The 21,406-nt window shown below is 71.5% G+C and carries 21 protein-coding genes; 4 read left to right on the plus strand and 17 right to left on the minus strand.

The window, feature by feature from the left end; genetic code table 11:
- Nucleotides 1-67: 67 nt before the first annotated feature.
- Nucleotides 68-988 carry a 5'-3' exonuclease gene (locus ACWEEU_RS20610; protein WP_451734073.1) on the plus strand — a complete coding sequence of 307 codons (921 nt, stop codon included), beginning with the start codon at nt 68-70 and terminating at the stop codon, nt 986-988.
- A gap of 146 nt (nt 989-1,134) precedes the next feature.
- Entirely contained in the window at nt 1,135-1,983 is an 849-nt protein-coding gene (locus tag ACWEEU_RS20615; RefSeq protein ID WP_451734075.1) for a siderophore-interacting protein, read from the plus strand.
- A gap of 34 nt (nt 1,984-2,017) precedes the next feature.
- Here the strand turns inward: ACWEEU_RS20615 and ACWEEU_RS20620 are convergent, their stop codons facing one another.
- A complete protein-coding gene (locus tag ACWEEU_RS20620) occupies nt 2,018-2,599 on the minus strand; it encodes a GNAT family N-acetyltransferase (RefSeq protein ID WP_385746193.1) in 582 nt (193 codons plus the stop codon).
- A gap of 77 nt (nt 2,600-2,676) precedes the next feature.
- On the opposite strand from ACWEEU_RS20620, the gene ACWEEU_RS20625 reads away from it, so the two are divergent.
- On the plus strand, nt 2,677-3,633 hold the full coding sequence (locus ACWEEU_RS20625) for an RluA family pseudouridine synthase (protein WP_451734078.1): 957 nt from the start codon (nt 2,677-2,679) through the stop codon (nt 3,631-3,633).
- Nucleotides 3,634-3,636: 3 nt separating this feature from the next.
- On the opposite strand, the gene ACWEEU_RS20630 is transcribed toward ACWEEU_RS20625, so the two are convergent.
- The 16 genes from ACWEEU_RS20630 to ACWEEU_RS20705 all read right to left on the minus strand — a co-directional run bounded on the left by ACWEEU_RS20630 (nt 3,637) and on the right by ACWEEU_RS20705 (nt 20,191).
- Nucleotides 3,637-5,172 carry a cytochrome P450 gene (locus ACWEEU_RS20630; RefSeq protein WP_451734080.1) on the minus strand — a complete coding sequence of 512 codons (1,536 nt, stop codon included), beginning with the start codon at nt 5,170-5,172 and terminating at the stop codon, nt 3,637-3,639.
- 49 nt (nt 5,173-5,221) lie between these two features.
- A complete protein-coding gene (locus ACWEEU_RS20635) occupies nt 5,222-5,854 on the minus strand; it encodes a GTP-binding protein (protein WP_385746187.1) in 633 nt (210 codons plus the stop codon).
- Nucleotides 5,835-6,263: a DUF742 domain-containing protein gene (locus tag ACWEEU_RS20640; protein ID WP_385746185.1), complete on the minus strand. Its 429-nt coding sequence runs from the start codon at nt 6,261-6,263 to the stop codon at nt 5,835-5,837. Before ACWEEU_RS20640 ends, ACWEEU_RS20635 begins: the two co-directional genes overlap by 20 nt.
- Nucleotides 6,260-6,667 (minus strand): roadblock/LC7 domain-containing protein, encoded by a 408-nt coding sequence (locus ACWEEU_RS20645; protein ID WP_018549147.1) that lies wholly within the window; start codon nt 6,665-6,667, stop codon nt 6,260-6,262. Before ACWEEU_RS20645 ends, ACWEEU_RS20640 begins: the two co-directional genes overlap by 4 nt.
- Nucleotides 6,664-8,304 (minus strand): ATP-binding protein, encoded by a 1,641-nt coding sequence (locus tag ACWEEU_RS20650; RefSeq protein ID WP_385746184.1) that lies wholly within the window; start codon nt 8,302-8,304, stop codon nt 6,664-6,666. The genes ACWEEU_RS20645 and ACWEEU_RS20650 overlap by 4 nt, the downstream gene beginning before the upstream one ends.
- Nucleotides 8,305-8,621: 317 nt before the next feature.
- Nucleotides 8,622-11,477: a DEAD/DEAH box helicase gene (locus ACWEEU_RS20655; protein WP_385746182.1), complete on the minus strand. Its 2,856-nt coding sequence runs from the start codon at nt 11,475-11,477 to the stop codon at nt 8,622-8,624.
- Nucleotides 11,478-11,630: 153 nt separating this feature from the next.
- Nucleotides 11,631-12,578, minus strand: coding sequence for a twin-arginine translocase subunit TatC (gene tatC, locus ACWEEU_RS20660; protein ID WP_385746180.1), 948 nt, complete (start codon nt 12,576-12,578; stop codon nt 11,631-11,633).
- Nucleotides 12,579-12,623: 45 nt separating this feature from the next.
- Entirely contained in the window at nt 12,624-12,902 is a 279-nt protein-coding gene (gene tatA, locus ACWEEU_RS20665; protein WP_385746178.1) for a Sec-independent protein translocase subunit TatA, read from the minus strand.
- A 262-nt stretch (nt 12,903-13,164) separates the two neighbouring features.
- On the minus strand, nt 13,165-13,359 hold the full coding sequence (locus ACWEEU_RS20670; RefSeq protein ID WP_199585906.1) for a hypothetical protein: 195 nt from the start codon (nt 13,357-13,359) through the stop codon (nt 13,165-13,167).
- 48 nt (nt 13,360-13,407) lie between these two features.
- On the minus strand, nt 13,408-13,668 hold the full coding sequence (locus tag ACWEEU_RS20675) for a hypothetical protein (protein ID WP_385746252.1): 261 nt from the start codon (nt 13,666-13,668) through the stop codon (nt 13,408-13,410).
- Nucleotides 13,669-13,730: 62 nt separating this feature from the next.
- On the minus strand, nt 13,731-14,798 hold the full coding sequence (locus tag ACWEEU_RS20680; RefSeq protein WP_451734084.1) for a helix-turn-helix transcriptional regulator: 1,068 nt from the start codon (nt 14,796-14,798) through the stop codon (nt 13,731-13,733).
- Between the two features lie 20 nt (nt 14,799-14,818).
- Entirely contained in the window at nt 14,819-15,772 is a 954-nt protein-coding gene (locus ACWEEU_RS20685; protein WP_385750697.1) for a helix-turn-helix transcriptional regulator, read from the minus strand.
- A 173-nt stretch (nt 15,773-15,945) separates the two neighbouring features.
- Entirely contained in the window at nt 15,946-16,326 is a 381-nt protein-coding gene (locus tag ACWEEU_RS20690) for an FKBP-type peptidyl-prolyl cis-trans isomerase (RefSeq protein ID WP_385750694.1), read from the minus strand.
- Nucleotides 16,327-16,416: 90 nt separating this feature from the next.
- A complete protein-coding gene (locus ACWEEU_RS20695) occupies nt 16,417-17,418 on the minus strand; it encodes an FKBP-type peptidyl-prolyl cis-trans isomerase (RefSeq protein WP_451734087.1) in 1,002 nt (333 codons plus the stop codon).
- Nucleotides 17,419-17,560: 142 nt separating this feature from the next.
- The gene (gene pafA, locus ACWEEU_RS20700; RefSeq protein WP_161182302.1) at nt 17,561-18,922 is read right to left on the minus strand and encodes a Pup--protein ligase; all 1,362 of its coding nucleotides are present in this window, start codon (nt 18,920-18,922) and stop codon (nt 17,561-17,563) included.
- 9 nt (nt 18,923-18,931) lie between these two features.
- Nucleotides 18,932-20,191 (minus strand): MFS transporter, encoded by a 1,260-nt coding sequence (locus tag ACWEEU_RS20705; RefSeq protein WP_451734089.1) that lies wholly within the window; start codon nt 20,189-20,191, stop codon nt 18,932-18,934.
- 81 nt (nt 20,192-20,272) lie between these two features.
- Between ACWEEU_RS20705 and ACWEEU_RS20710 the strand changes: the two genes are divergently transcribed.
- Nucleotides 20,273-21,334, plus strand: a complete 1,062-nt coding sequence (locus tag ACWEEU_RS20710) for a LacI family DNA-binding transcriptional regulator (RefSeq protein WP_451734091.1) — start codon at nt 20,273-20,275, stop codon at nt 21,332-21,334.
- The last annotated feature ends 72 nt before the right edge of the window (nt 21,335-21,406 follow it).

Below are 21,406 nucleotides of genomic sequence, written 5' to 3' on the forward strand. Positions count from 1 at the left end.
CCGGGCGACCTCCCCGTCGCCGTCCGGCATGAGCCGTGCTGTCGGTGCCGTACGGCATGATGCGAGCGTGACCGGACGACTCATGCTCCTCGACACCGCCTCGCTCTACTTCCGCGCCTACTTCGGCGTGCCGGACTCGGTGCGGGCGCCGGACGGCACGCCGGTGAACGCCGTGCGCGGGCTGCTCGACTTCATCGACCGCCTCGTGAAGGACCACCGGCCGGACCGGCTCGTCGCCTGCATGGACGCCGACTGGCGCCCGGCCTGGCGCGTGGAGCTGATCCCCTCCTACAAGGCGCACCGCGTCGCCGAGGAGCAGCCGGCGGGACCGGACACCGAGGAGGTGCCGGACACCCTGACTCCTCAGGTCCCGGTCATCGAGGAGGTGCTGGACGCGCTCGGCATCGCCCGCGTCGGCGTCGCCGGATACGAGGCCGACGACGTGATCGGCACCTTCGCCGCCCGCGCGGACGGCCCGGTCGACATCGTCACCGGCGACCGCGACCTCTACCAACTGGTCGACGACGCCCGCTGCATCCGTGTGCTCTACCCCCTCAAGGGCGTCGGCACCCTCCAGCTCACCGACGAGGCGGTCCTGCGCGAGAAGTACGGCGTCGACGGCCGCGGTTACGCGGATCTGGCCCTGCTGCGCGGCGACCCGAGCGACGGCCTGCCCGGCGTGCCCGGAGTCGGCGAGAAGACCGCCGCCAAGCTGCTGGCGGAGTACGGCGACCTCGCCGGGATCGTCGCGGCCGCCGAGGACCCCGCCTCCCGGCTCACCCCGGCCCAGCGCAGGCGGCTGACCGAGGCGCGCGGCTACCTGGACGTGGCGCCGAAGGTGGTCCGGGTGGCCGGCGACGTCCCGCTGCCCGCCGTGGACACCGCACTGCCGCACACCCCGCGCGACCCGGCGGCGCTGGAGGCGCTGGCCGCCCGCTGGGGTCTGGGGGGTTCCCTGCAGCGGCTCCTGGGCACGCTTGGCGAGTGACCCCGACGAGAGCGGGGGCGCCCTGGGCGCCGGGGGCTACCGGACGGAATGTCCCGGACATGGCCGTCGACTCCCCCGCAGGGAGCGTGCACCTCGGACCAGGATGCTAGCTTAGGTAAACCTAACCAAGGCAGCAGGAGGCCGTCATGGCAGAGCGTCCGGGGCGAAAGCCGCGCAAGCTCCATACCGCCCAGGTGGTGCGCACCGAGCGGCTGACCCCGCACACCCAGCGTGTCGTGGTCGGCGGCGACGGCCTCGCCGAGTTCTCCGCCGACACCCACACCGACCACTATGTGAAGCTGCTCTTCGCCCCCGACCCCGGGATCGTCTACCCCGAGCCCTTCGACCTGGACCGGATCCGCGCCGAACTCCCGCGCGAGAGCTGGCCGGTGACACGCACGTACACCGTGCGGGACTGGGACGCCGAACAGCGGCTGCTCACGCTGGACTTCGTCATCCACGGCGACGAGGGCGTGGCCGGACCGTGGGCCCTGCGGGTACGCCCCGGCGACACGCTGCGCTTCATGGGCCCCGGCGGCGCCTACGCCCCCGACCCCGCCGCCGACTGGCATCTCCTCGCGGGGGACGAGAGCGCGCTGCCCGCCATCGCCCGCGCCCTGGAGACGCTGCCGTCGGGTTCGCGCGCGCACACCTTCGTGGAGGTGGCCGGGCCCGAGGAGGAGCAGAAGATCGACTCCGACGTGGAGGTCGTCTGGCTGCACCGCGGCGACCGCCCGGTGGGCGAGGCCCTGGTGGAGGCCGTCCGGGCACTGGAGTTCCCCGAGGGCCGCCCCCACGTGTTCGTGCACGGCGAGGCGTCCTTCGTGAAGGAGCTGCGCCGGATGCTGCGCGTCGAGCGGCAGCTCCCGCGCGAGGATCTGTCGATCTCCGGCTACTGGCGGCTGGGCCACGACGAGGACGGCTGGCAGGCGTCCAAGCGGGAGTGGAACGCCCGCATCGAGGCCGAGCAGGAGGGCGACGGCACCGCCGCCTGAGCCCTCCCCCGGCCCGCCGATCCGGCGGGCCGCGTCAGCGCTCGTGCACGCGTGCGTGCAGATGCATGTCGTGCCAGCCGTCCTGGTGCAGGACGTAGCTGCGCCGGGTGCCCTCCAGGTCGTACCCGGCCTTGGCGGCGACCCGGCAGGACGCCTCGTTGGCCGTGGAGTGCGTGAGTTCCAGGCGGTGGAAACCGATCTCCTCGAACGCCCAGCGGGTGAGCGCCCCGGTCGCCGTCACCGCGACGCCCCGCCCGCGCGCTCCGGCCACCGTCCAGTAGGCGACCTCCGCGCAGCCGTCCTCCAGGTGGATCTCGCGCAGCGCGACCCTGCCCACCACCTCGCCGGTGTCCGTGTCCGCCACGGCCCAGGAGGCCCGGCTCTCCTCCGCCCAGTCGCCCAGCCAGTTCTCGATCCAGACCTCGGCCTCGTCCTCGGACTCGGTGAACCTGCCGTGCCACTGGCGCTGCGCCGGGTCCTGGAAGGCGGCGTGCACGCCCGGGGCGTCCTCCTTCCGCCAGGGACGCAGGAGCAGGCCGTCGGCGGCGGGGATCACGGGCTGGGGAAGACGCGCGAGGGCGCCGGCGGGCAGGACGGGGGGTACGAGTATCGGCATGAGCGGCATCCTGCCAACGTCCCGCCCGCCCGCGCACCGCATTTCCGGCCCGGGCCGCCCCCGTACCCTGGGACCCGATGAGACGCCGCACCCCGCCCCCGCCCGCCCCGCTCCCCCAGCGCGGGGGAATCGACCCGGTGCGGGTGCGGCTGCCCGCCGCCGGGGCGTGGGCCACCGTGCGGGAACACCTGGTGGAGCGGCTGACCGGCGCGGGGCCCGGGAAGATCGCCGCGATGTTCGAGGCCGGGCTGATCGTGGGCGCCGACGGGCGCCCGGTGGCGCCGGACGCGCCGTACGAGCCGGGGATGTACGTGTGGTTCCACCGCGAGCATCCGGCGGAGACGCCGGTGCCGTTCCCGGTGGAGGTGGTCTACCGGGACGAGCACATCGTGGTCGCCGACAAGCCGCACTTCCTCGCCACCACCCCGCGCGGCAGCCATGTCACCGAGACCGTGCTGGCCAGGCTCCGCCGCGACCTCGCCCTGCCCGCGCTGAGCGCCGCGCACCGCCTGGACCGGCTCACCGCCGGGCTGGTGCTGTTCACGGTGCGGTCCGAGGAGCGGGGCGCCTACCAGACGCTGTTCCGCGACCGTCTGGTGCGCAAGGAGTACGAGGCGGTCGCGCCGTACGATCCGCGGCTCGTCCTGCCCCGGACCGTGCGCAGCCGGATCGTGAAGGAGCGCGGCACGCTGGCCGCGTTCGAGGTGCCGGGCGAACCGAACGCCGAGACGCTGGTGGAGTGCGCCGCGCACCGCGAGCGGGACGGCCTCGCCCGGTACCGGCTGGTGCCGCGCACCGGGCAGACCCACCAGCTACGGGTGCATCTGAACGCCCTCGGCATCCCCATCCTCGGCGACCCCCTCTACCCCGAGGTGGCCGACCCCGAGCCGCCCGGTGTCTTCCGGCGCCCGCTGCAACTGCTGGCGCGCGAGCTGGAGTTCACCGACCCGGTGACGGGGGCGCGGCACGCGTTCACCAGCGGCCGCACGCTGCGGGCGTGGTCCTCCCCGGCCGCGTGGGCCGAGGAGGACTGACCCTCACTCCCCGACCCACCAGCGCATCAGCCGCCGCCACACGCTCTCCCGGCCGGACTCTGTGCCGGAGACCGCCGCGCCGACCGGCTCCGGCGTCCGCACGGACTCCCACACGCGCACCGGCTCGGCCGCCGGCCGCACCGGTTCCTGCCGCGGCTCCGGCACCGGGGCCGGCGCCACCGCCCTCGCCTGGGCCGCGATCTGCCGCTGTTCGCGCGGGCGCGGGATCGGGGACTGGCTGGGCGGCAGGGAGACGTCCTGCTGGAGCTTGGGCTCGAACCGCACCGGCAGCGAGACCAGGTGACGGGAGGCGATGGACGAACGCCAGCGCAGGTCATCCTCCGGGCAGTCCAGGCGGATGTCCGGCAGCCGGGTCAGCAGGGCGTCCACGCCCACGTCCGCGATGGCACGCCCGATGTCCTGTCCCGGGCACTCGTGCGGGCCGCCGCCGAAGGCGAGGTGGGAGCGGTTGCCCTTCATCTGCGCGCGGGGATCGGACCGTACCCGGGGGTCGACGTTGCCGGGGGCGGGCGCGAACAGCAGTCCGTCGCCCCGGCGGATGCGCTGGCCGCCCAGCTCCGTGTCCTGCTTGGCGTAGTAGCCGAGGACGGTGCTGAACGGCGGCTCGTCCCACAGCGACTGCTCGATGGCCTCCGGCACCGTCATCTGGCCGCCGTTGAGCCGGGCGCGGAAGCCGGGCTCGGTGAGCACCATGCGCAGGGCGTTGGCGAGCAGGTTGGCGGTGGCCTCGTAGGCGGCGAAGAGGACGAGCCGCAGATGTTCGCGGACCTCGTCGTCGCTCAGCCCCGCCTCGTGGGTGACGAGGTGACTGGTGAAGTCGTTCTCGGGGCGGGCGCGGCGGCGCAGGGCGAGCCGGCCGAGCGCCTCCATGACGTAGGCGTGGCTCTGGATGGCGGTGTCGGTGCCCTTGAGCGCGTCGCGGGCGGCCTGCACCATCCGGTCGTTGTACTCCTCGGGCATCCCGAGGATCGCGCACAGCGTGGCCATCGGCAGATGCTCGGCGAACTGCGGGACGAGGTCGGCGTGGCCGCGCTCGCAGAAGGCGTTGACCAGGCCCTGGGTGTAGCGGCCGATGGTGCGGCGCATCTCGCGGTTGTCGATGGTGGCCATCGCGGAGGTGACCGCGTCGCGCAGCCGCTGGTGCTCGTCGCCCTCGGCGTGCGAGCAGATGGGCTGCCAGGCGATGTGCGGCATCAGCGGGTGGTCCGGCTTGACCTGGCCGTCGAGCAGCGGGGTCCAGATGCGGCTGTCGCGGGTGTACTGCGAGGGGCTGCGCACCAGTTGGAGGTTCTCGGCGTGGCCGAGGACGACCCACATCGGCACGTCCTCGTGGAGGAGGGCGGGGGCGACCGGGCCGTACTGCTCGCGCAGGCACTCGTAGAGGTCGTCCAGGTCCTCGGCGCCGGGGCCGTGGAGGCGGTGCAGGGCGCCGGGGCCGAGGTGGTGCGCGGGGCAGCCGGGCGGCGGTCCCGCGCCGGGGTCGTGGGTGCCCGTCGGGGGGTGGGATTCAGGCGTCACAGTGTCGCTCCGGGAACGGATGGGAGGCGGGTCGGTGGGCCCGCGCGGGTCAGACGAGGGCTCCGGAGAGCGCGAGCGAGTGCAGGAACCGCATGAGGGTCAGCAGCACGTCCTTGCTGGAGGCACGGCGTCGTACGTCGCACTCGACGATCGGGATGTCCTCGGCCAGGTCGAGCGCGGTGCGCAGTTCCTCGACGGGGTGCCGGGGCGCGTCCGGGAAGGAGTTGACGGCGACGATGAAGGGCACGCCGCGCTCCTCCAGGCGGCCCATGACGTCGAAGCTGACCTCCAGGCGCCGGGTGTCCACCAGGACGACCGCGCCGAGGGCGCCCTCGAAGAGCCGGTTCCACAGGAACCAGAAACGCTCCTGGCCCGGGGTGCCGAAGAGGTAGAGCACCAGTTTCTCGGTGATGCCGATGCGGCCGAAGTCCATGGCCACGGTGGTGGCCGTCTTGGAGTCGGAGCCGTAGTTGTCGTCCACGCCGATGCCGGCCTGGGTCATGGTCTCCTCGGTGGTCAGCGGCCGGATGTCGCTGACGGAGCCGACCATGGTGGTCTTGCCGACGCCGAAGCCGCCCACGATCACGATCTTCACGGCGGCCTGCGCCGTGTGCGGGAGCCGGTCCTCGGTGCGCGGGCCGGGGATCGGGGCGCTCCGGGTGTCAGAGCCGTTGAAGTCCATGCATCACCGCTTCGAGGATGGAACGGTCGGGCCTCGCCTGCCGGACGATCGGGGCGCGCACCTGCACCAGTTCGGCCGTGATCAGCTCGGTGATCAGTACGGTCATCGCGCTGAACGGCAGTTTCAGATAGGCCGACAGTTCGGCCACGGACAAGGGGTTGCCGCAGAGCCCGAGCACGGCCGCCTGCTCGGGGGTGCCCGAGCGCGGCGGAGCGGAACGCGCCACGACCAGGGTGACCAAGTCGAGGTCCATCCGTCCGCCGTCGCTGAGCCCGGTGAGGGCGTACAGCCGCTCCGGGTTGCCCGGGCTCTCCTCGCCCTCCGCCGGCGCGGCGGGCGCGGGCGCGGGGACGGGCGGCGGCGAGGGTGGTTCCTTCGGTGCCCGCCGGGTGCGTCGCGGTGGAGTCATACGGTCTGCCCGTTCCGCCGGGGCGGACTGGTGAGGTGGGCGCCGATCCGGACGACGAGGTCGCGCATCATGCCGCTCATCCGGCCCGGTTCGCACACCACGTCGGCGAGCACGGCGAGATAGGCGTTGTCGCCCGCGGCCATCAGATAGAAGTAGCCGCCGTCGATCTCGATGACGACGAGCTTCATCTCCCCGCTGCTGCCCGGCAGTTCCTGCGCCACGGCACCCGCGAGGCTCTGCACGCCGGCGCAGGCGGCGGCCATGCGGTCGGCGGCGTCCGGGTCGCCGCCGTAGCGGGCGATGCGCAGTCCGTCCGCCGAGAGGACCACGATCATCTCGATGCCCGGCACACCGTCGTGCAGCTGCTTGAGCATCCAGTCGAAGTTCGCGCGCTGCTGGATCACTTGAGGTCCCCCTCGTCGCCGGCTTCCGTGTCGGCCGAGTCGTTGATCAGGTGCAGATACGCGGTCGGGTTCCGCGTGAAGTCGGTCGGGTGCACGCCCGGGTTGTCCTTCTTCAGCCCCTCCCAGAAGGCGTCGACCCACAGGCCGGGCTCCCTGTCGAGCAGCTTCTGCCGCTCGGGGTCGATCTCGGGCTCCGGTTCGGGTTCCTGCCGCTGGGACCAGATGGTGGGCCTGCCCTCGGCCTCGGCGCGCTCGATGGCCTCCTGCTCGGCGTACCGCTGGGCGAGCGGGGTCTTCACCCGGCTGCGGCGCTGCGGCAGCCCGCCCGGCGTCCACTCGGTGACCTCCGGGACGTCGTCCTCCAGGGAGACACCGGCGGGGATGCGGGGGCTGGTGGGCCGGCGCTTCTTGGGCGGCCGCTTGGGGCCTTCCAGGGCGCCGAGTTCGGGCATGGGGACGGCGGTGGCGCCGATGCCGTGGGCGACACCCACACCGGGTTCGGTGGTGGTCATGTTGCGCGGCACCATGAGGATGGCGCGGACACCTCCGTACGCGGAGGCGCGCAGCGAGACGTCCATGTCGAACGAGGTGCACAGCCGGCCGACGACCGCGAGGCCGAGCCGGGGGTTCTCACCGAGGGAGTCGGCGTCGTCCGCGTGCTTGGCGTCGTCGATCATCTTCTCGATGCGGGCCCGGGACTCCTCGCTGAGGCTGACGCCCGCGTCCTCGATCTCGATGACGACACCGCTCTGCACCTCGACGGCGGTGACGTGCACCTTGGCCGTGGGCGGCGAGTAGCGCGTGGCGTTGTCGAGGAGTTCGGCGGCCGCGTGGATGATCGGCTCGACCGAGGTGCCCTTGATGTTGATGTTGACGATCGAACTCAGGTTGATGCGCGGGAACTCCAGGATGCGGGACATCGCACCGCGCAGCACGCTGTACAGCGACACGGGCTTGGGCCACTGCCGCCCGGGCCGTCCGCCGCCGATGACGGAGATGGTGTCGGCGAGACGGCCGATCAGCGCGGTGCCGTGGTCGATGCGCAGCAGGTCGTCGAAGACCTCGGGGCTGCGGCCGTGGTCCTCCTCCATCTCCCGCAGTTCCTTGGCCTGTTGGTGCACGATGGCCTGGACGCGGCGGGCGATGGTGACGAACGCGCGCTCGGAGGCGTCGCGCATGGAGATCTCGCGGTCCACGGCGCGCAGCGCCGCGTAGAGCAGGTCGCGCTGCGAGCGCGGCATGTTCCGCAGTTCGGGGTCGTTGTCGACGACCTTGGGCAGCACTTCCCGGAGCAGGTCACCGCCGCGCAGCCGGTACACCGCCGTGGGCAGCACATCGGTGGTCAGCCGGTCGAGCTGGGCGTCGTGGGCGGCGACGCGTTGCTCCAGGTAAGCGGTGTGCCGGGCGTGTTCGGCGCGTACCGTCCGCAACTCCCGCCCGCGCCGCACGGCTTCACCGGCCGTGACGAGCACCAGCACCGTGGCCACGGCCCCGCAGCAGGCGACGGCGACACGGGCGGCGGCCGGCGTCAGGGCGACGGCGGCGGCGGTCACGGCGATCATCAGCAGACCGGGGGGCAACAACACGCGTGCGTAAGGACGTTCACGGACACCGGGAGGTTTCTGAACACTCACCATGGATGCCTTCTGGGGCGAATCGTATGTTTGGGTACAGGCACCCGAATTCATCTCAACCGGGTGCGCCGCGGGCGAGCTTAGTCCGACCGGATCATCGCGGTGTCATATTCGGCAAGCACCTGAAATCGCCGCGATACCAGGAGTAACCTCAACCCCATTTGCACGCAGGGAAGTTATTCGAACACAGTAAGTAGCCACGTGCGGGCATACGAAAAGGCCGGCCGCCCCAACTCAACACAGAGCAGGACAGCCGACCTGAAAGGGGCGCGGGGAACTGCGCGACAAGCCGCGGACAACCCGCAGCCGCCGGACGACAGCTACCCCACGGACGAGTAGGCCACCACGCCCCGCAGCAACTGATCAACAGCCTTACGGGCGTTCTTTGCCACCGTCGATCCCTCCGAAGGAGGAGCCGCCGCCGAGATCTGCCCGAGAACGTCGATCACCTGCTTGGTCCACCGTACGAAGTCACCCGCCGGCATCTCCGCCTCGCGCAGCACCTCGTCGAGCCCCTTCCCCGAGGCCCACTGGTGGGCGACCCAGGCGAACCCGAGGTCCGGCTCCCGCTGCCCCACACCCTCGGTCTGGCTGATCCGGAAGTCCTCTTCGAGCGCGTCGAGGCGCCCCCAGATCCGCACCATCTCGCCGAGCGCCGCCTTCGCCTTGCCCGCGGGCAGCTTGGGTGCCATCGCGTCGTCACCGACCCGCGACTCGTACACCAACGCCGAGACGCACGCGGCGAGTTCGGCGGGGCTGAGCCCCTCCCAGACGCCCTCGCGCAGACACTCGCTGGCGAGCAGGTCGAGTTCGCCGTAGAGCCGGGCGAGACGCCGCCCGTGCTCGGTGACCTCGTCGCCGCGCAGATAGTCCAGCTCGGTCAGCAGCGCCACGATCCGGTCGAAGGTCCGCGCGATGGTGTTCGTACGGCCCTCGATGCGCCGCTCCAGCTGCGAGGTGTCGCGCTGGAGCCGGTGGTAGCGCTCGGCCCAGCGGGCGTGATCCTCGCGGTCGTCGCAGCCGTGGCAGGGGTGCGCGCGGATGGCCGTGCGCAGCCGGGCGATCTCCCGGTCGTCGGCGGCCTGGGAGCGCTTCTTGCGGGCCCGCTCCGGCGGGATGTGCCCGGCCTTGGTGCGCAGCGCGGAGGCGAGGTCCCGGCGGGACTGCGGGGAGCGCGCGTTGAACGTCTTCGGGATGCGCATCCGGTCCAGCGCCTCCACCGGCACGGGGAAGTCGATGGACGCCAGCCGCTTGACCTGCCGTTCGGCGGTGAGCACCAGCGGACGGGGCCCGTCGTGCTGGTCGAAGCCGCGGTGGCCGCCGGTCCGCCCGGCGGGCAGGCCGGGGTCGAGCACGAGCGCGAGGCCCGCGTACTTGCCGGTGGGCACGTGGATGATGTCGCCCGGCTTGAGCTTCTCCAGTGCGACGGCGGCCTCCGCGCGCCGCTGGTTGGCGCCCTGCCGGGCCAGCTCGGTCTCACGGTCCTTCAGCTCGCGGCGCAGCCCTGCGTACTCGTCGAAGTCGCCGAGGTGACAGGTCATGGAGTCCTTGTAGCCCTCCAGTCCCTCCTCGTTGCGCTGCACCTGCCGGGAGATCCCGACGACCGACTTGTCGGCCTGGAACTGCGCGAACGACGTCTCGAGGAGCTCGCGCGAGCGGTGCCGCCCGAACTGCTCGACCAGGTTGACCGCCATGTTGTACGACGGCTTGAAGCTGGAGCGCAGCGGATAGGTACGGGTGCCCGCGAGCCCGGCCAGGTGCTCGGGGCTCATCCCCCGCTGCCACAGCACCACGGCGTGGCCCTCGACGTCGATGCCGCGCCGTCCCGCACGGCCGGTGAGCTGGGTGTACTCGCCCGGCGTGATGTCGGCGTGCTGTTCGCCGTTCCACTTGACGAGCTTCTCCAGCACGACCGAGCGGGCGGGCATGTTGATGCCGAGCGCCAGGGTCTCGGTGGCGAACACGGCCTTGACCAGGCCGCGCACGAACAGCTCCTCCACGACCTCCTTGAAGGTCGGCAACATGCCCGCGTGGTGGGCGGCGATGCCCCGCTCCAGGCCCTCCAGCCACTCGTAGTACCCGAGGACGTGCAGGTCCTCCGGCGGGATGTTGGCGGTGCGCTCCTCGACCAGGGCGCGGACCTGTTCGCGCTCGTCCTCGTCGTTGAGCCGGAGCCCGGCGTACAGGCACTGCTGGACGGCGGCCTCGCAGGCCGCGCGGCTGAAGATGAAGGTGATGGCGGGCAGCAGGCCCTCGGCGTCGAGGCGCTCGATGACCTCGGGCCGGCTCGGCGTCCACACCCGCGAGCGCTGCCTGCGCTCGCGCTCCCGGTCGGCCTCGCGCATGGCACGACCGCGCCTGCGGTCCTGGTACGAGGGCCGGGTGGCCTCCATGCGGGCGAGCCGGACGAGGTCGGGGTTGACGGCCTTCTTGTGGCCCTCGCCCTCCTCGAACAGGTCGTACATCCGCCGTCCGGCGAGGACGTGCTGGAACAGCGGCACGGGCCGGTGCTCGGAGACGATCACCTCGGTGTCGCCGCGCACGGTGTCCAGCCAGTCGCCGAACTCCTCGGCGTTGGACACGGTGGCCGACAGCGAGACCAGTGTGACCGACTCGGGCAGGTGGATGATCACCTCTTCCCAGACGGCGCCCCGGAAGCGGTCGGAGAGGTAGTGCACCTCGTCCATGACCACGTAGCCGAGGCCGAGGAGGGTCTGGGAACCGGCGTACAGCATGTTCCGCAGCACCTCGGTCGTCATGACGACGATCGGGGCGTCGGAGTTGACGCTGTTGTCACCGGTGAGAAGGCCGACCTTGTCCGCGCCGTAGCGGCGGCACAGGTCGGCGTACTTCTGGTTCGACAGCGCCTTGATGGGCGTCGTGTAGAAGCACTTCTTGCCCTGCTCCAGGGCGAGGTGGACGGCGAACTCGCCCACGATCGTCTTGCCGGAGCCGGTGGGGGCGGCCACCAGGACGCCCTTGCCGCCCTCCAGCGCCTGGCAGGCCTCGATCTGGAAGGGGTCGAGGCCGAAGTCGTACATCTCGCGGAAGTCCGCGAGCGCGGTGGCCTGCTCGGCGGCCCGCACTCGGGACGCCGCGTACCGCTCGGCCGGTGAGAGGTCCTCTGTCATCGTGCTTTCGAGCGTACCGGGCCGCACCGACAACAGGACGATCATTATCCGGAAGTCGGGGGATCCTTGAAGATCCGGAAAGCTCCGGGCGGGGCCGGGACGCAGGATGCCCCCGTCCCAGGTGGGAGGGGGCATCCGGTGACGGTGCGGCGGCGCTCGGCGCTCGGCACCGCTCGGCGCGGCAGCGCTCACCTCACGTCAGGTCACGTCGTCGTAGTCGCCCGACCGCTCCCCGCTCGCCTGCTCGGGCAGGGCGCGCCCGGCGCGGACGGGCTCGACCTCGTCTATGGCCTCGGGGGTGAGGTCCAGCTCGGAGGCCTCGTCGTCGTCGGGTCCCGCGGCCAGGCGGCGGGCCTTGCGCCGGTCGTTGAGCAGCGACAGGACGACCGCGCCGAAGTACAGCACCCAGATCGGGGCGGCGAGCGCCAGCATGGTCAGCGGGTCGGTGCTGGGGGTGGCGACGGCGGCGAACACGGTGATGCCGAGGATCATGCCCCGCCACCAGCCGAGCATCCGCTTGCCGGAGAGCACGCCGGTCATGTTGAGCATGACCAGCAGCAGCGGCAGCTCGAAGGAGAGACCGAACACGAGCACCATGCGCATGACGATGTCGAGGAGATCGTCCAGCGGCAGCAGGTTGTCGGCGTTCTGCGGGGTGAAGCCGATCAGGACCTTCGCCGAGGTGGGCAGCACCTTGTAGGCGAAGTAGGCACCGGCGAAGAACAGCGGGGCTCCGGTGGCGACGAAGCCGAGGGCGTACTTCTTCTCGTGCCGGTGCAGACCGGGCGCGATGAACGCCCAGAGCTGGTACAGCCACACCGGGGAGGCGCCCACGACACCGGCCATGAGGGAGACCTTCAGCGCGAGCGTGAACGGTCCGAGCAGACCGTTGACCGTGATCCGCGCGCAGGTGTGGCCGTCGGGCGACTTCGCCAGTTCCGCGAAGGACTTGGTGCAGCCGACCGAGTCCATGATCGGCCTGGTGACGACGTTGATGATGTCGTTGTAGTAGAAGGCGGCGACACACGTCACCACGGTGACGGCCAGCAGCGCCTTCGCAAGCCGGTTGCGCAGCTCACGCAGGTGGTCCGCCAGGGGCATCCGCCCCTCGGGGTCCTTCTCCTGCTTGCGGGCAGACTTGAGCAACCCACGTCCTCATCTCGTGCGGCAGGCCGGGGGTCCGGCCGCGGGTCAGCGCTGGGTGGTGTCCGTGGGCTCGTTGACCGGGCGCGCGCTGTTCACGTCGCCCGGGGCGGCCTGGATGGTGCGCTGCGCGGCGGGCTGCTCGCCGTTGGACGGGCCGGCCTGGTTGCTGCCGCCCTCTTCCTTCATGGCCTTGGCCTCGCTCTTGAGGATGCGTGCGGACTTGCCGAGCGAGCGGGCCATGTCCGGAAGCTTCTTCGCGCCGAACAGCAGGATGATGACGACGAGGAGGAGAATGATCTCGGGGGCTCCGAGCCTTCCGAACATAAGTCTTTACCTTCTCACCGAGGCGGCTGGGTGGGGGCTGTCCGACCAGTCGGGCAGGCGTCCGAGCGATCGTGGTCGCGGCGATCGTAACGCTCAGAGGTGAACGCGAAGCGATCCCCGCGCATCGTCCCGGTCCGCGATGCGAGCCTCGATCTGCGCACCGCGAGAAGCAGCGTACCTGCCCGCCCCGGTCGTCCGACAGGGAGGAGGGCCGCCCCGCCCTTGGTACGGCCGGGACCCGCGGGCCCGGAGATGGCGGACGTCACAGCGTGTCGGCGGCCCGTGCCGCGCTCACCGCGGCCCGCTCCAGGTCCTCCGCGGCCCGGCCGATGCGGTCGGCCGACCGCGCGACCTGCTCTCCCAGGCCCCGCGCCGCCAGGAACACCCGGACGGCGAGCACCCCGAGGACGACCAGACCCAGGAAACCCATGGCTACCGCGAACATCGGCCAGAACATGCCGAAGAGCCTAGACGGTTCCGGACGGCCGTCGGTTCACGGTCCCGTTCACGCGGTGGAGTGCAGCCGCAGGGTGCGTACCCCGCCGCCGGTCAGCAGCTCCACGATCCGCTCCCCGGCGGGCTTGCGCACCGCGGCCCCGCAGCCGGGGCAGGTGAAGGCGTAGAAGGTGGTGCGGCTGGAGGCTCCGACGGCCAGGCGCAGCGCGCTCGCGGCCAGTTCGAAGCGGCCCCGGCAGTCCGGGCAGCCCGCCTTGAACACCACCGGCACCACGCGTCGCATCCCGGCGAAGGCGGCGGCGACCGTCATCCCCCGGACCCCCGCCCCCCGGCCACCGCCCGCCGTCCGTGCCTCGGACACCGAAACCTCGCTCACAGCCCGCGCTCCCCCCGCTCGTACGTCCCGTCCGCGCCGCCGGACACCCCCTCCGGCACGCCGTCGGCGCTGTCGTCGGCGCCGTAGGACTCGTACGCCGCCAGCGCCTCGCGGGCCGCCCGGCGGGCGCTGTCGGCCAGTTCGGGCGGCGAGACGATCCGGCCGTCGCGGCCGAGCCGCAGGGCGAGCCGCCGCAGCGAGGCCGGATCGGGGGTGCGCAGAGTGATACGCAGCCCGCCGTCGGGAAGCTCATCGGCGCTGTCGTGCGGGTAGTACTCGGCGACCCAGCGGCCGCCCGGGCCCACCTCGACCACGACCTCGGGGTCCTCGGCGGCCGGCTGCACCAGCGCCTCGGAGAGGTCGCGGGGTGCTATCTCGGGCGGCGCGGACGGCTCGTCGAGGATGCGGATCTCGGCCACGCGGTCGAGGCGGAAGGTGCGGCGCGCCTCGGAGCGGCGGCACCACGCCTCGACGTAGGTGTGTCCGACGCTCACCAGCCGGATCGGGTCGATCTCGCGCTCGGTCAGCTCGTCGCGGGCCGGGGAGTAGTAGCGGATCCACAGCCTGCGGCGCTCGGAGATGGCCCGGTCCACGTCGGCGAAGACGCCGCCCTCGGACTCGAAGGTCACCGAGAGCCGCGAGCTGGCCCCGGCCGCGTCGCCCGCCGAGGTCTCCACCTTGGCGGTGGCGCGCAGCAGGGCCTGGCGGTCGCTCTCGCGCAGACCGGGCAGGGTGGCCACCGCGCGGGCGGCGACCAGCAGCGCGGTCGCCTCGTCGGCGGCCAGCCGCAGCGGTTCGGCGGCGTCGGCGCCGAGGGCGGCGGGGTTGTGCCACCAGATGCGCTCGCCGTCGGTGTCGATGTCGAGGAGGTCGCCGCCCCGGAAGCTGGTGCCGCACATGGGCAGCACGTCGAGGTCGGAGACCAGTTCGTCCTCGGTGATGCCGAAGGCGCGTGCCACGTCCGCGATCCGGGCGCCGGGGCGCTCGCGCAGATAGGTCACCAGGGACAGCATCCGCCGGGTCTGGTCGATGGCGTTGGCGGGCCTGACCGCTTTTCCTGCCATGGTTGTGCTCAGCTCCCCCATCAGCCCTTGGCCACGGCGCGCAGCCGGTCCACCACGTCCGCGCGCAGCTCGGCCGGTTCCAGCACCACCACGTCGGGCCCGAACTCCACCAGCCAGGCGTCCAGGCCGTGCCCGTACGGAATCTCCAGCTCGTCCCAGCCGTCGCCGAGGTCGCGGACCTTGGCGGCCTTCGCGCGCAGCGGATATCCGGCCCCCGAGCGCAACCGGATCAGCGCGGAGCGGTCGGCGCTCTCGCCGGCCCACCCGGCCACGGTCTCGCGCACGGTGACGACGTCGGGCACCGGCGCGGTGAAGCCGGTGCCGCGGGCGCGGACCTTTCCGGTGATCCGGGAGAGCCGGAAGACGCGCTCGGCGCCCCGGTCGCGGTCCCAGCCCGCGAGGTACCAGTGGCCGCGCCAGCACTCCAGCGCCCACGGCTCGACGTGCCGGGGCTCGGGGTGGGCGGCGGATGCCTTGCGGTAGTCGAAGAGCACCGGGCGGCGGTCGCGGCAGGCGAGCATCAGCGGCTCGAAGGCGGCCTCGTGCACCGGGATGCGCGGCTCCAGGGCGCTGTGCGCGCCGTAGGGGTCGACGTCCTCGGGCAGTCCGGCGGCGCGCAGCTTCTGCAGGGCGCCGCTGGCCGCACCGGCGAGCCGGGCCTGCTGCCAGACCTTGGCGGCGAGCCCGAGGGCGGCGGCCTCCTCGGCGTCCAGGGTGATGGGCGGCAGCCGGTTGCTGTCGCTGCGGGCGAGATAGCCGACCTCGCCCTCGATGTTCTCGACGGTCTCGATGACGAGTCCCAGCTCGCGCAGATCGTCCTTGTCCCGCTCGAACATGCGGTTGAAGGAGTCGTCCGAGCCCGCTTCCAGGTACGCCTCGATGGACTCGCGCAGCTCGCGCTTGCTGAGCGGCCGCCGTGTGCCGAGCAGGCACAGCGCGAGGTTCATCAGCCGCTCGGCCTTGGCAATGGCCATCGACGCCCTTCGCCTTCCTCTGGTGCTTCCGATCGTCGACCGTACCGCCCAGCGGTGGCGCGGCAAAAGCCAGAACAAAGAAGAAGGGCCATTACGGACAGCAAAGGTCATAAAAGAAGGGCCCGTACACGGAGTACGGGCCCTTCCTCGATCAGATCCGGTCGATCACCGGGTCAGCGCTTGTTCACGCCCACCAGGTCGCAGACGAAGATCAGGGTCTCGCCCGGAGCGATCGCCCCACCGGCGCCACGGTCGCCGTAGGCGAGGTGCGCGGGGATGGTGAGCTGGCGGCGGCCGCCGACCTTCATGCCCTGCACACCCTTGTCCCAGCCCTGGATGACCTGGCCGACACCGAGCTGGAACTCCAGCGGCGTACCGCGGTTCCAGGAGGCGTCGAACTCCTCGCCGGTCGAGAAGGCGACACCCACGTAGTGGACCTTGACGAAGTCCTTCGCCTCGGCCACCTCGCCGTCGCCCTCCCAGATCTCCTTGATCTCGAGGTCCGCCGGCGGCTCGCCGCCCGGGAAGTCGATCTCCGGCTTGTCGATGTTCACGTCAAAGCTCCTGCTTGTGTACGACACGTAACACGGACAGTCTTTCATTGCTCACGGCTCCGCCGCCCCTCGCGGGGCATCCGGCGCGCCCTACATCGCGGCGAGGATGTCCACCGTGAAGACGAGCGTGGAGCCCTTCTTGATGTCGCCCCCGCCGGGCGGGTTGTCGCCGTAGGCGAGGTCCGGCGGGACCACGACGAGCACCCGGCTGCCGATCTTCTTGCCGGTGATGCCCTGCGCCAGACCCTTGACGACCTGCTCCATCTGCTCCACCGAGAACTGGCTCAGCCGCCCGGTGCCGTACGTCTGCTGGAACACCTTGCCGCTGTCCCACACCAGACCCTGGAACTGGCACAGCACCGTCTGGTCCTTCTTGACCGCCTGGCCGTCGCCCTCCAGCACGTAGTTCGACACCAGCTTCTTCGGCGGCGCCGACTTCGGAATGGTCACCTTCGGAGCGGCGCCGTCGGTGTTCGTGGCGACCTTCGGCAGCGCCGCGTCGTTCTGCGGGACGGGCTTGCCCTTGGCCGAGCTCTTGGAGTTGAAGGAATCGATCACGTCGATGACGAACACCAGCGTGTCCGTGCCCTTGATCCCCGCCTGCGGGTTGCCCGACTCGCCGTACCCCCACGTCGGCGGCACCGCGATCTCCACCCGGCTGCCGGTCTTCTTGCCCGCCAGCCCGTACCGCCAGCCGTCGATGATGCTGCCCTGCGCCAACTGGATCACCAGCGGCTGCCGGTCGTAGGAGTTGTCGAAGACCTTGCCCGAGCTCCAGATCTGACCCAGATAGTTCGCCCGGATGAAGTCGTTCTCCACGACCGCACGGCCGTTGCCCGCGATGACCGTGCGCACCGCCAGGTTCTTCGACGGCTCCCCCTCGCCCTTGGCCACCGTCGGCTTCTGACCGAACTCCTTGCCCGCCGTGATCGCCGGCAGCGGACCGTCCACGATCTTCGGCGGCGGAGCGGACGACGCCGACGGAGACGGAGACGCGCTCGCCTTGCTGGACTTCGAATCCCCGTCGCCGCACCCGGCGAGCGTGACCAGTCCTGCGGGAACGGCGGCGAGGAGCAGTGAACGTCGGCGCACGGAGATGCCTCGTAATCGGTCGATCTTGCGGTTGGCGTGCGCGCAACTCTACGGCGTGAGAAGGGCGCCGTACGGGAAACGTACGGCGCCCGTGTGGCGATCCGTCAGACACCCACGGAAAACCACCCTTCACGCGGAGGCACTACATTCCCGCGATCAGCTTCTCCACCCGGTCGTCCACCGAACGGAACGGGTCCTTGCACAACACGGTGCGCTGCGCCTGGTCGTTGAGCTTCAGATGCACCCAGTCCACCGTGAAGTCCCGGCGCTGCTCCTGCGCGCGCCGGATGAAGTCACCACGAAGGCGCGCCCGAGTCGTCTGCGGCGGCACCGACTTGCCCTCGAAGATCTTCAGGTCGTTGCAGATCCGCGCCGCCTGCCCCTTCCGCTCCAGCAGGTAGTACAGCCCACGACGACGGTGAATGTCGTGATACGCGAGGTCTATCTGCGCGACCCGCGGATGCGACATCGTCATGTTGTGCTTCTCGCGGTACCGCTCGATGAGCTTGTACTTCATCACCCAGTCGATCTCGGTACCGATCCGGTCGAGCTCCTCGGTCTCGATCGCGTCCAGCGTGCGGCCCCACAACTCCAGGACCTGCGCCACCGTGCCCGTACGGATGCCCCGCCGGTCGCAGAAGTCGACCGCCTTGTCGAAGTACTCGCGCTGCACCTCCAGCGCGGACGCCTCGCGGCCGCTGGCCAGGCGCACCTTGCGCCGCCCGGTGATGTCGTGACTCACCTCGCGGATCGCCCGGATCGGGTTCTCCAGGGTGAGGTCGCGCATCACGGTGCCCGCCTCGATCATGCGCAGCACCAGGTCCGTGGCGCCCACCTTGAGCAGCATGGTCGTCTCGGACATGTTCGAGTCGCCCACGATGACATGCAGACGCCGGTAGCGCTCGGCGTCCGCGTGCGGCTCGTCGCGTGTGTTGATGATGGGCCGCGAACGCGTCGTCGCCGACGACACGCCCTCCCAGATGTGCTCCGCGCGCTGGCTGACGCAGTACACCGCGCCCCGCGGCGTCTGGAGCACCTTGCCCGCACCGCACAGCAACTGCCTCGTCACCAGGAACGGGATGAGAATGTCCGCGAGGCGGGAGAACTCACCGTGCCGGGCCACCAGATAGTTCTCGTGGCACCCGTACGAATTGCCCGCCGAGTCGGTGTTGTTCTTGAAAAGGTAGACGTCGCCCGCGATTCCCTCCTCGTGCAGGCGTCGTTCCGCGTCCACCAGGAGTCCTTCGAGAATGCGCTCGCCGGCCTTGTCGTGAGTGACCAGCTCGGTCACATTGTCACACTCGGGTGTCGCGTATTCCGGATGTGAGCCCACGTCGAGATACAGCCGGGCGCCGTTTCGCAGAAAGACATTGCTGCTGCGACCCCATGACACGACACGGCGGAAGAGGTACCGCGCCACCTCGTCAGGAGACAGACGCCGCTGTCCCCTGAACGTGCACGTGACGCCGTACTCGTTCTCCAGCCCGAAAATGCGGCGGTCCATGCATGAACATTACGCCCGATCCCCTGAACTGAAACGGGGTTGGGCAGCACGATTCGGATCATTTTCCGAGGACACCACCACGACCCCGCCCCCCGCAGGGGCCGTCAGCACCCGCCCCGTGGCCAGCAGGACCAGCAACGACACGGCCCCCGCCACACTCGGCAGCGCGAAACCCCACAGCGCCCCGCCCGCCTCCACCACAGGACCGGCCAGCCCCGTACCCACCGACGCACCCACCACGAACGTCGTCACCAGCCACGAGAAAGCCTCCGTGACCGTCCCCGCCGGAGCATGTCGGTCCACGATCACGAACGCGCACGCGATGCACGGCGCCAGGAACACCCCCGCAAGCACCGACAGCAGCACCATCGGCACCGGACCCGGCATCAGCGTCAGCGGCACGTAACACACCGCCAGCAGCGCCACCAGCACCCGCAGCCGCCGCTCCGGCGCCCCCGCCCAGCGCCGCGCCCCGTACACCGTGCCCCCGGCCAGCGCGCCCAGACCGACCCCCGCCATCATCCAGCCGTACACCGCGTCACCCCCGTGACCGTCCGCGTACGACACCGCCGCCACCGCGATCGACCCCATCGCGATACCCACGAACAAGAACGCCGCCAGCAGCGCCAGCAGCCCCGGCGAGCGGAGCGCGCCCAGCCAGTGCGCCTCCCTCGGCTCCGAACGCCACTCCCGCGACGGCCGCGAGAGCACCACCGACAGCGCCCCGAGCACACCCAGCCCGTTCAGCACCAGCAGCGCCGCCCGCTCCGACCACAGCGACACGCACAACGTCACCAGCAACGGACCCGCCGTGAACATGACCTCCTGCGCCACCGCGTCCAGCGCGTACGCCGTGTGCACCTGGTCCTCCCGGCGCAGCACCGAGGGCCACAGCGCCCGCAGCCCGCCCTCCAGCGGCGGCGTGAACAGCCCCGACGCCGCCACCAGGACGTACGCCTGCGGCAGCGGACCGATGCCCGCGAAGGCGAACCCCGCCATCGCCAGCGCCGACAGCACCGCCGCAGGCAACTGCACCCGGGGCTGGCCGTAGAGATCCACCAGACGGCCGAGCAGCGGCTGCCCCACCGCGTTCGCCACCCCGTACACCGCCGCCAGCGCCCCCGCCAGGCTGTACGAACCCCCCTCGGCCCGCACGAACAGCAACAGCGCGATCGACGCCACCGCGTTGGGCAGCCGGCCCACCAGCGTGCCGGTCAGCAGCCGCATCGCGTGTTTCGCCCGCAGGATCTCCAGATACCCCGTCGCCATGTGCAGCCCTTCACCCAAGCCCCTCCGGGCCGCCTCGACGCCTCCGAAGTGTTACGTATAACTAACGCATTCATACGTACCATGTGCGCTGTTCACCCGTCCACACGAAGGAGCAGGCCCACGGTGGCACGCAGCAGCAGCACGCGCCCGACCAGCCGTGACGTGGCCCAGGCAGCCGGAGTCTCCCAGGCCGCCGTCTCCCTCGTCCTCGGCAACAAATGGCGCGGCCGCGTCTCCGAGACCACCGCGGAACGCGTCCGCGAAGCCGCCCGCACCCTCGGCTACCGCCCCAACCTCGCCGCCCGCAACCTCCGCCTCGGCAGCACCCGCACCGTCCTCCTCGTCGTCCCCGCCCTCACCACCGAATTCTTCGCCGGCGTCTACACCGGCGCCGCCCGCGTCGCCGCCGCCCACGGCTTCGGCGTCGTCCTCTACCCCTCCCCCGAAGGCGTCGGCCCCGCCCGCGACCCCTTCGCCTCCGCCGAAGCCGCCCTCGACGGCGTCATCGCCTCCTCCATGGCCGCCGACGCCCTCACCGCCATCCGCGGCGACCAACTCCCCCTCGTCATGCTCGACAGCGACCCCCACGGCAGCCTCGGCGCCGCCACCGTCAACCTCGACATCGCCGACGGAGTCCGCCAGGTCGCCGAACACCTCCTCGGCCTCGGCCACCGCCACGTCCTCCACCTCGCCGCCGACATCCCCTCCTGGACCTTCCGCGCCCGCGCCCGCGAACTCGCCGACCGCCTCGCCGCCGTACCCGGCACCCGCCTGCGCACCGCCACCGCCCCCATCACCATCGAAGGCGCCCGCGCCGCCACCGAAGCCGCCCTCACCGCGCCAGGACCCCGCCCCACCGCCGTCGTCTGCGACGACGACAAACTCGCCGCCGGCGCCTACAAAGCCCTGCGCCGCCTCGGACTGCGCGTCCCCGACGACATCTCCGTCACCGGCCTCGACGACCTCGCCCTCGCCACCGCCATCGACCCCGAACTCACCACCGTCCGCCTCGACGCCGAACTCTTCGGCGAACGCGGCATGGAAGCCCTCCTGGCCGTCCTGGACGGCCGCGCACCCATCGACGGGGACATCCCCGTCCAGCTCGTCGTACGAGGCTCCACGGGCCCCGCCAGAGGCGCCTAGCCGCCGACGCCCGGCAACCGGTGCCCGGAAACACGGAAAACCCCGGCCGGAGAACCGGCCGGGGCACACCCG

The organism is Streptomyces sp. NPDC005004 (genome assembly GCF_053600675.1).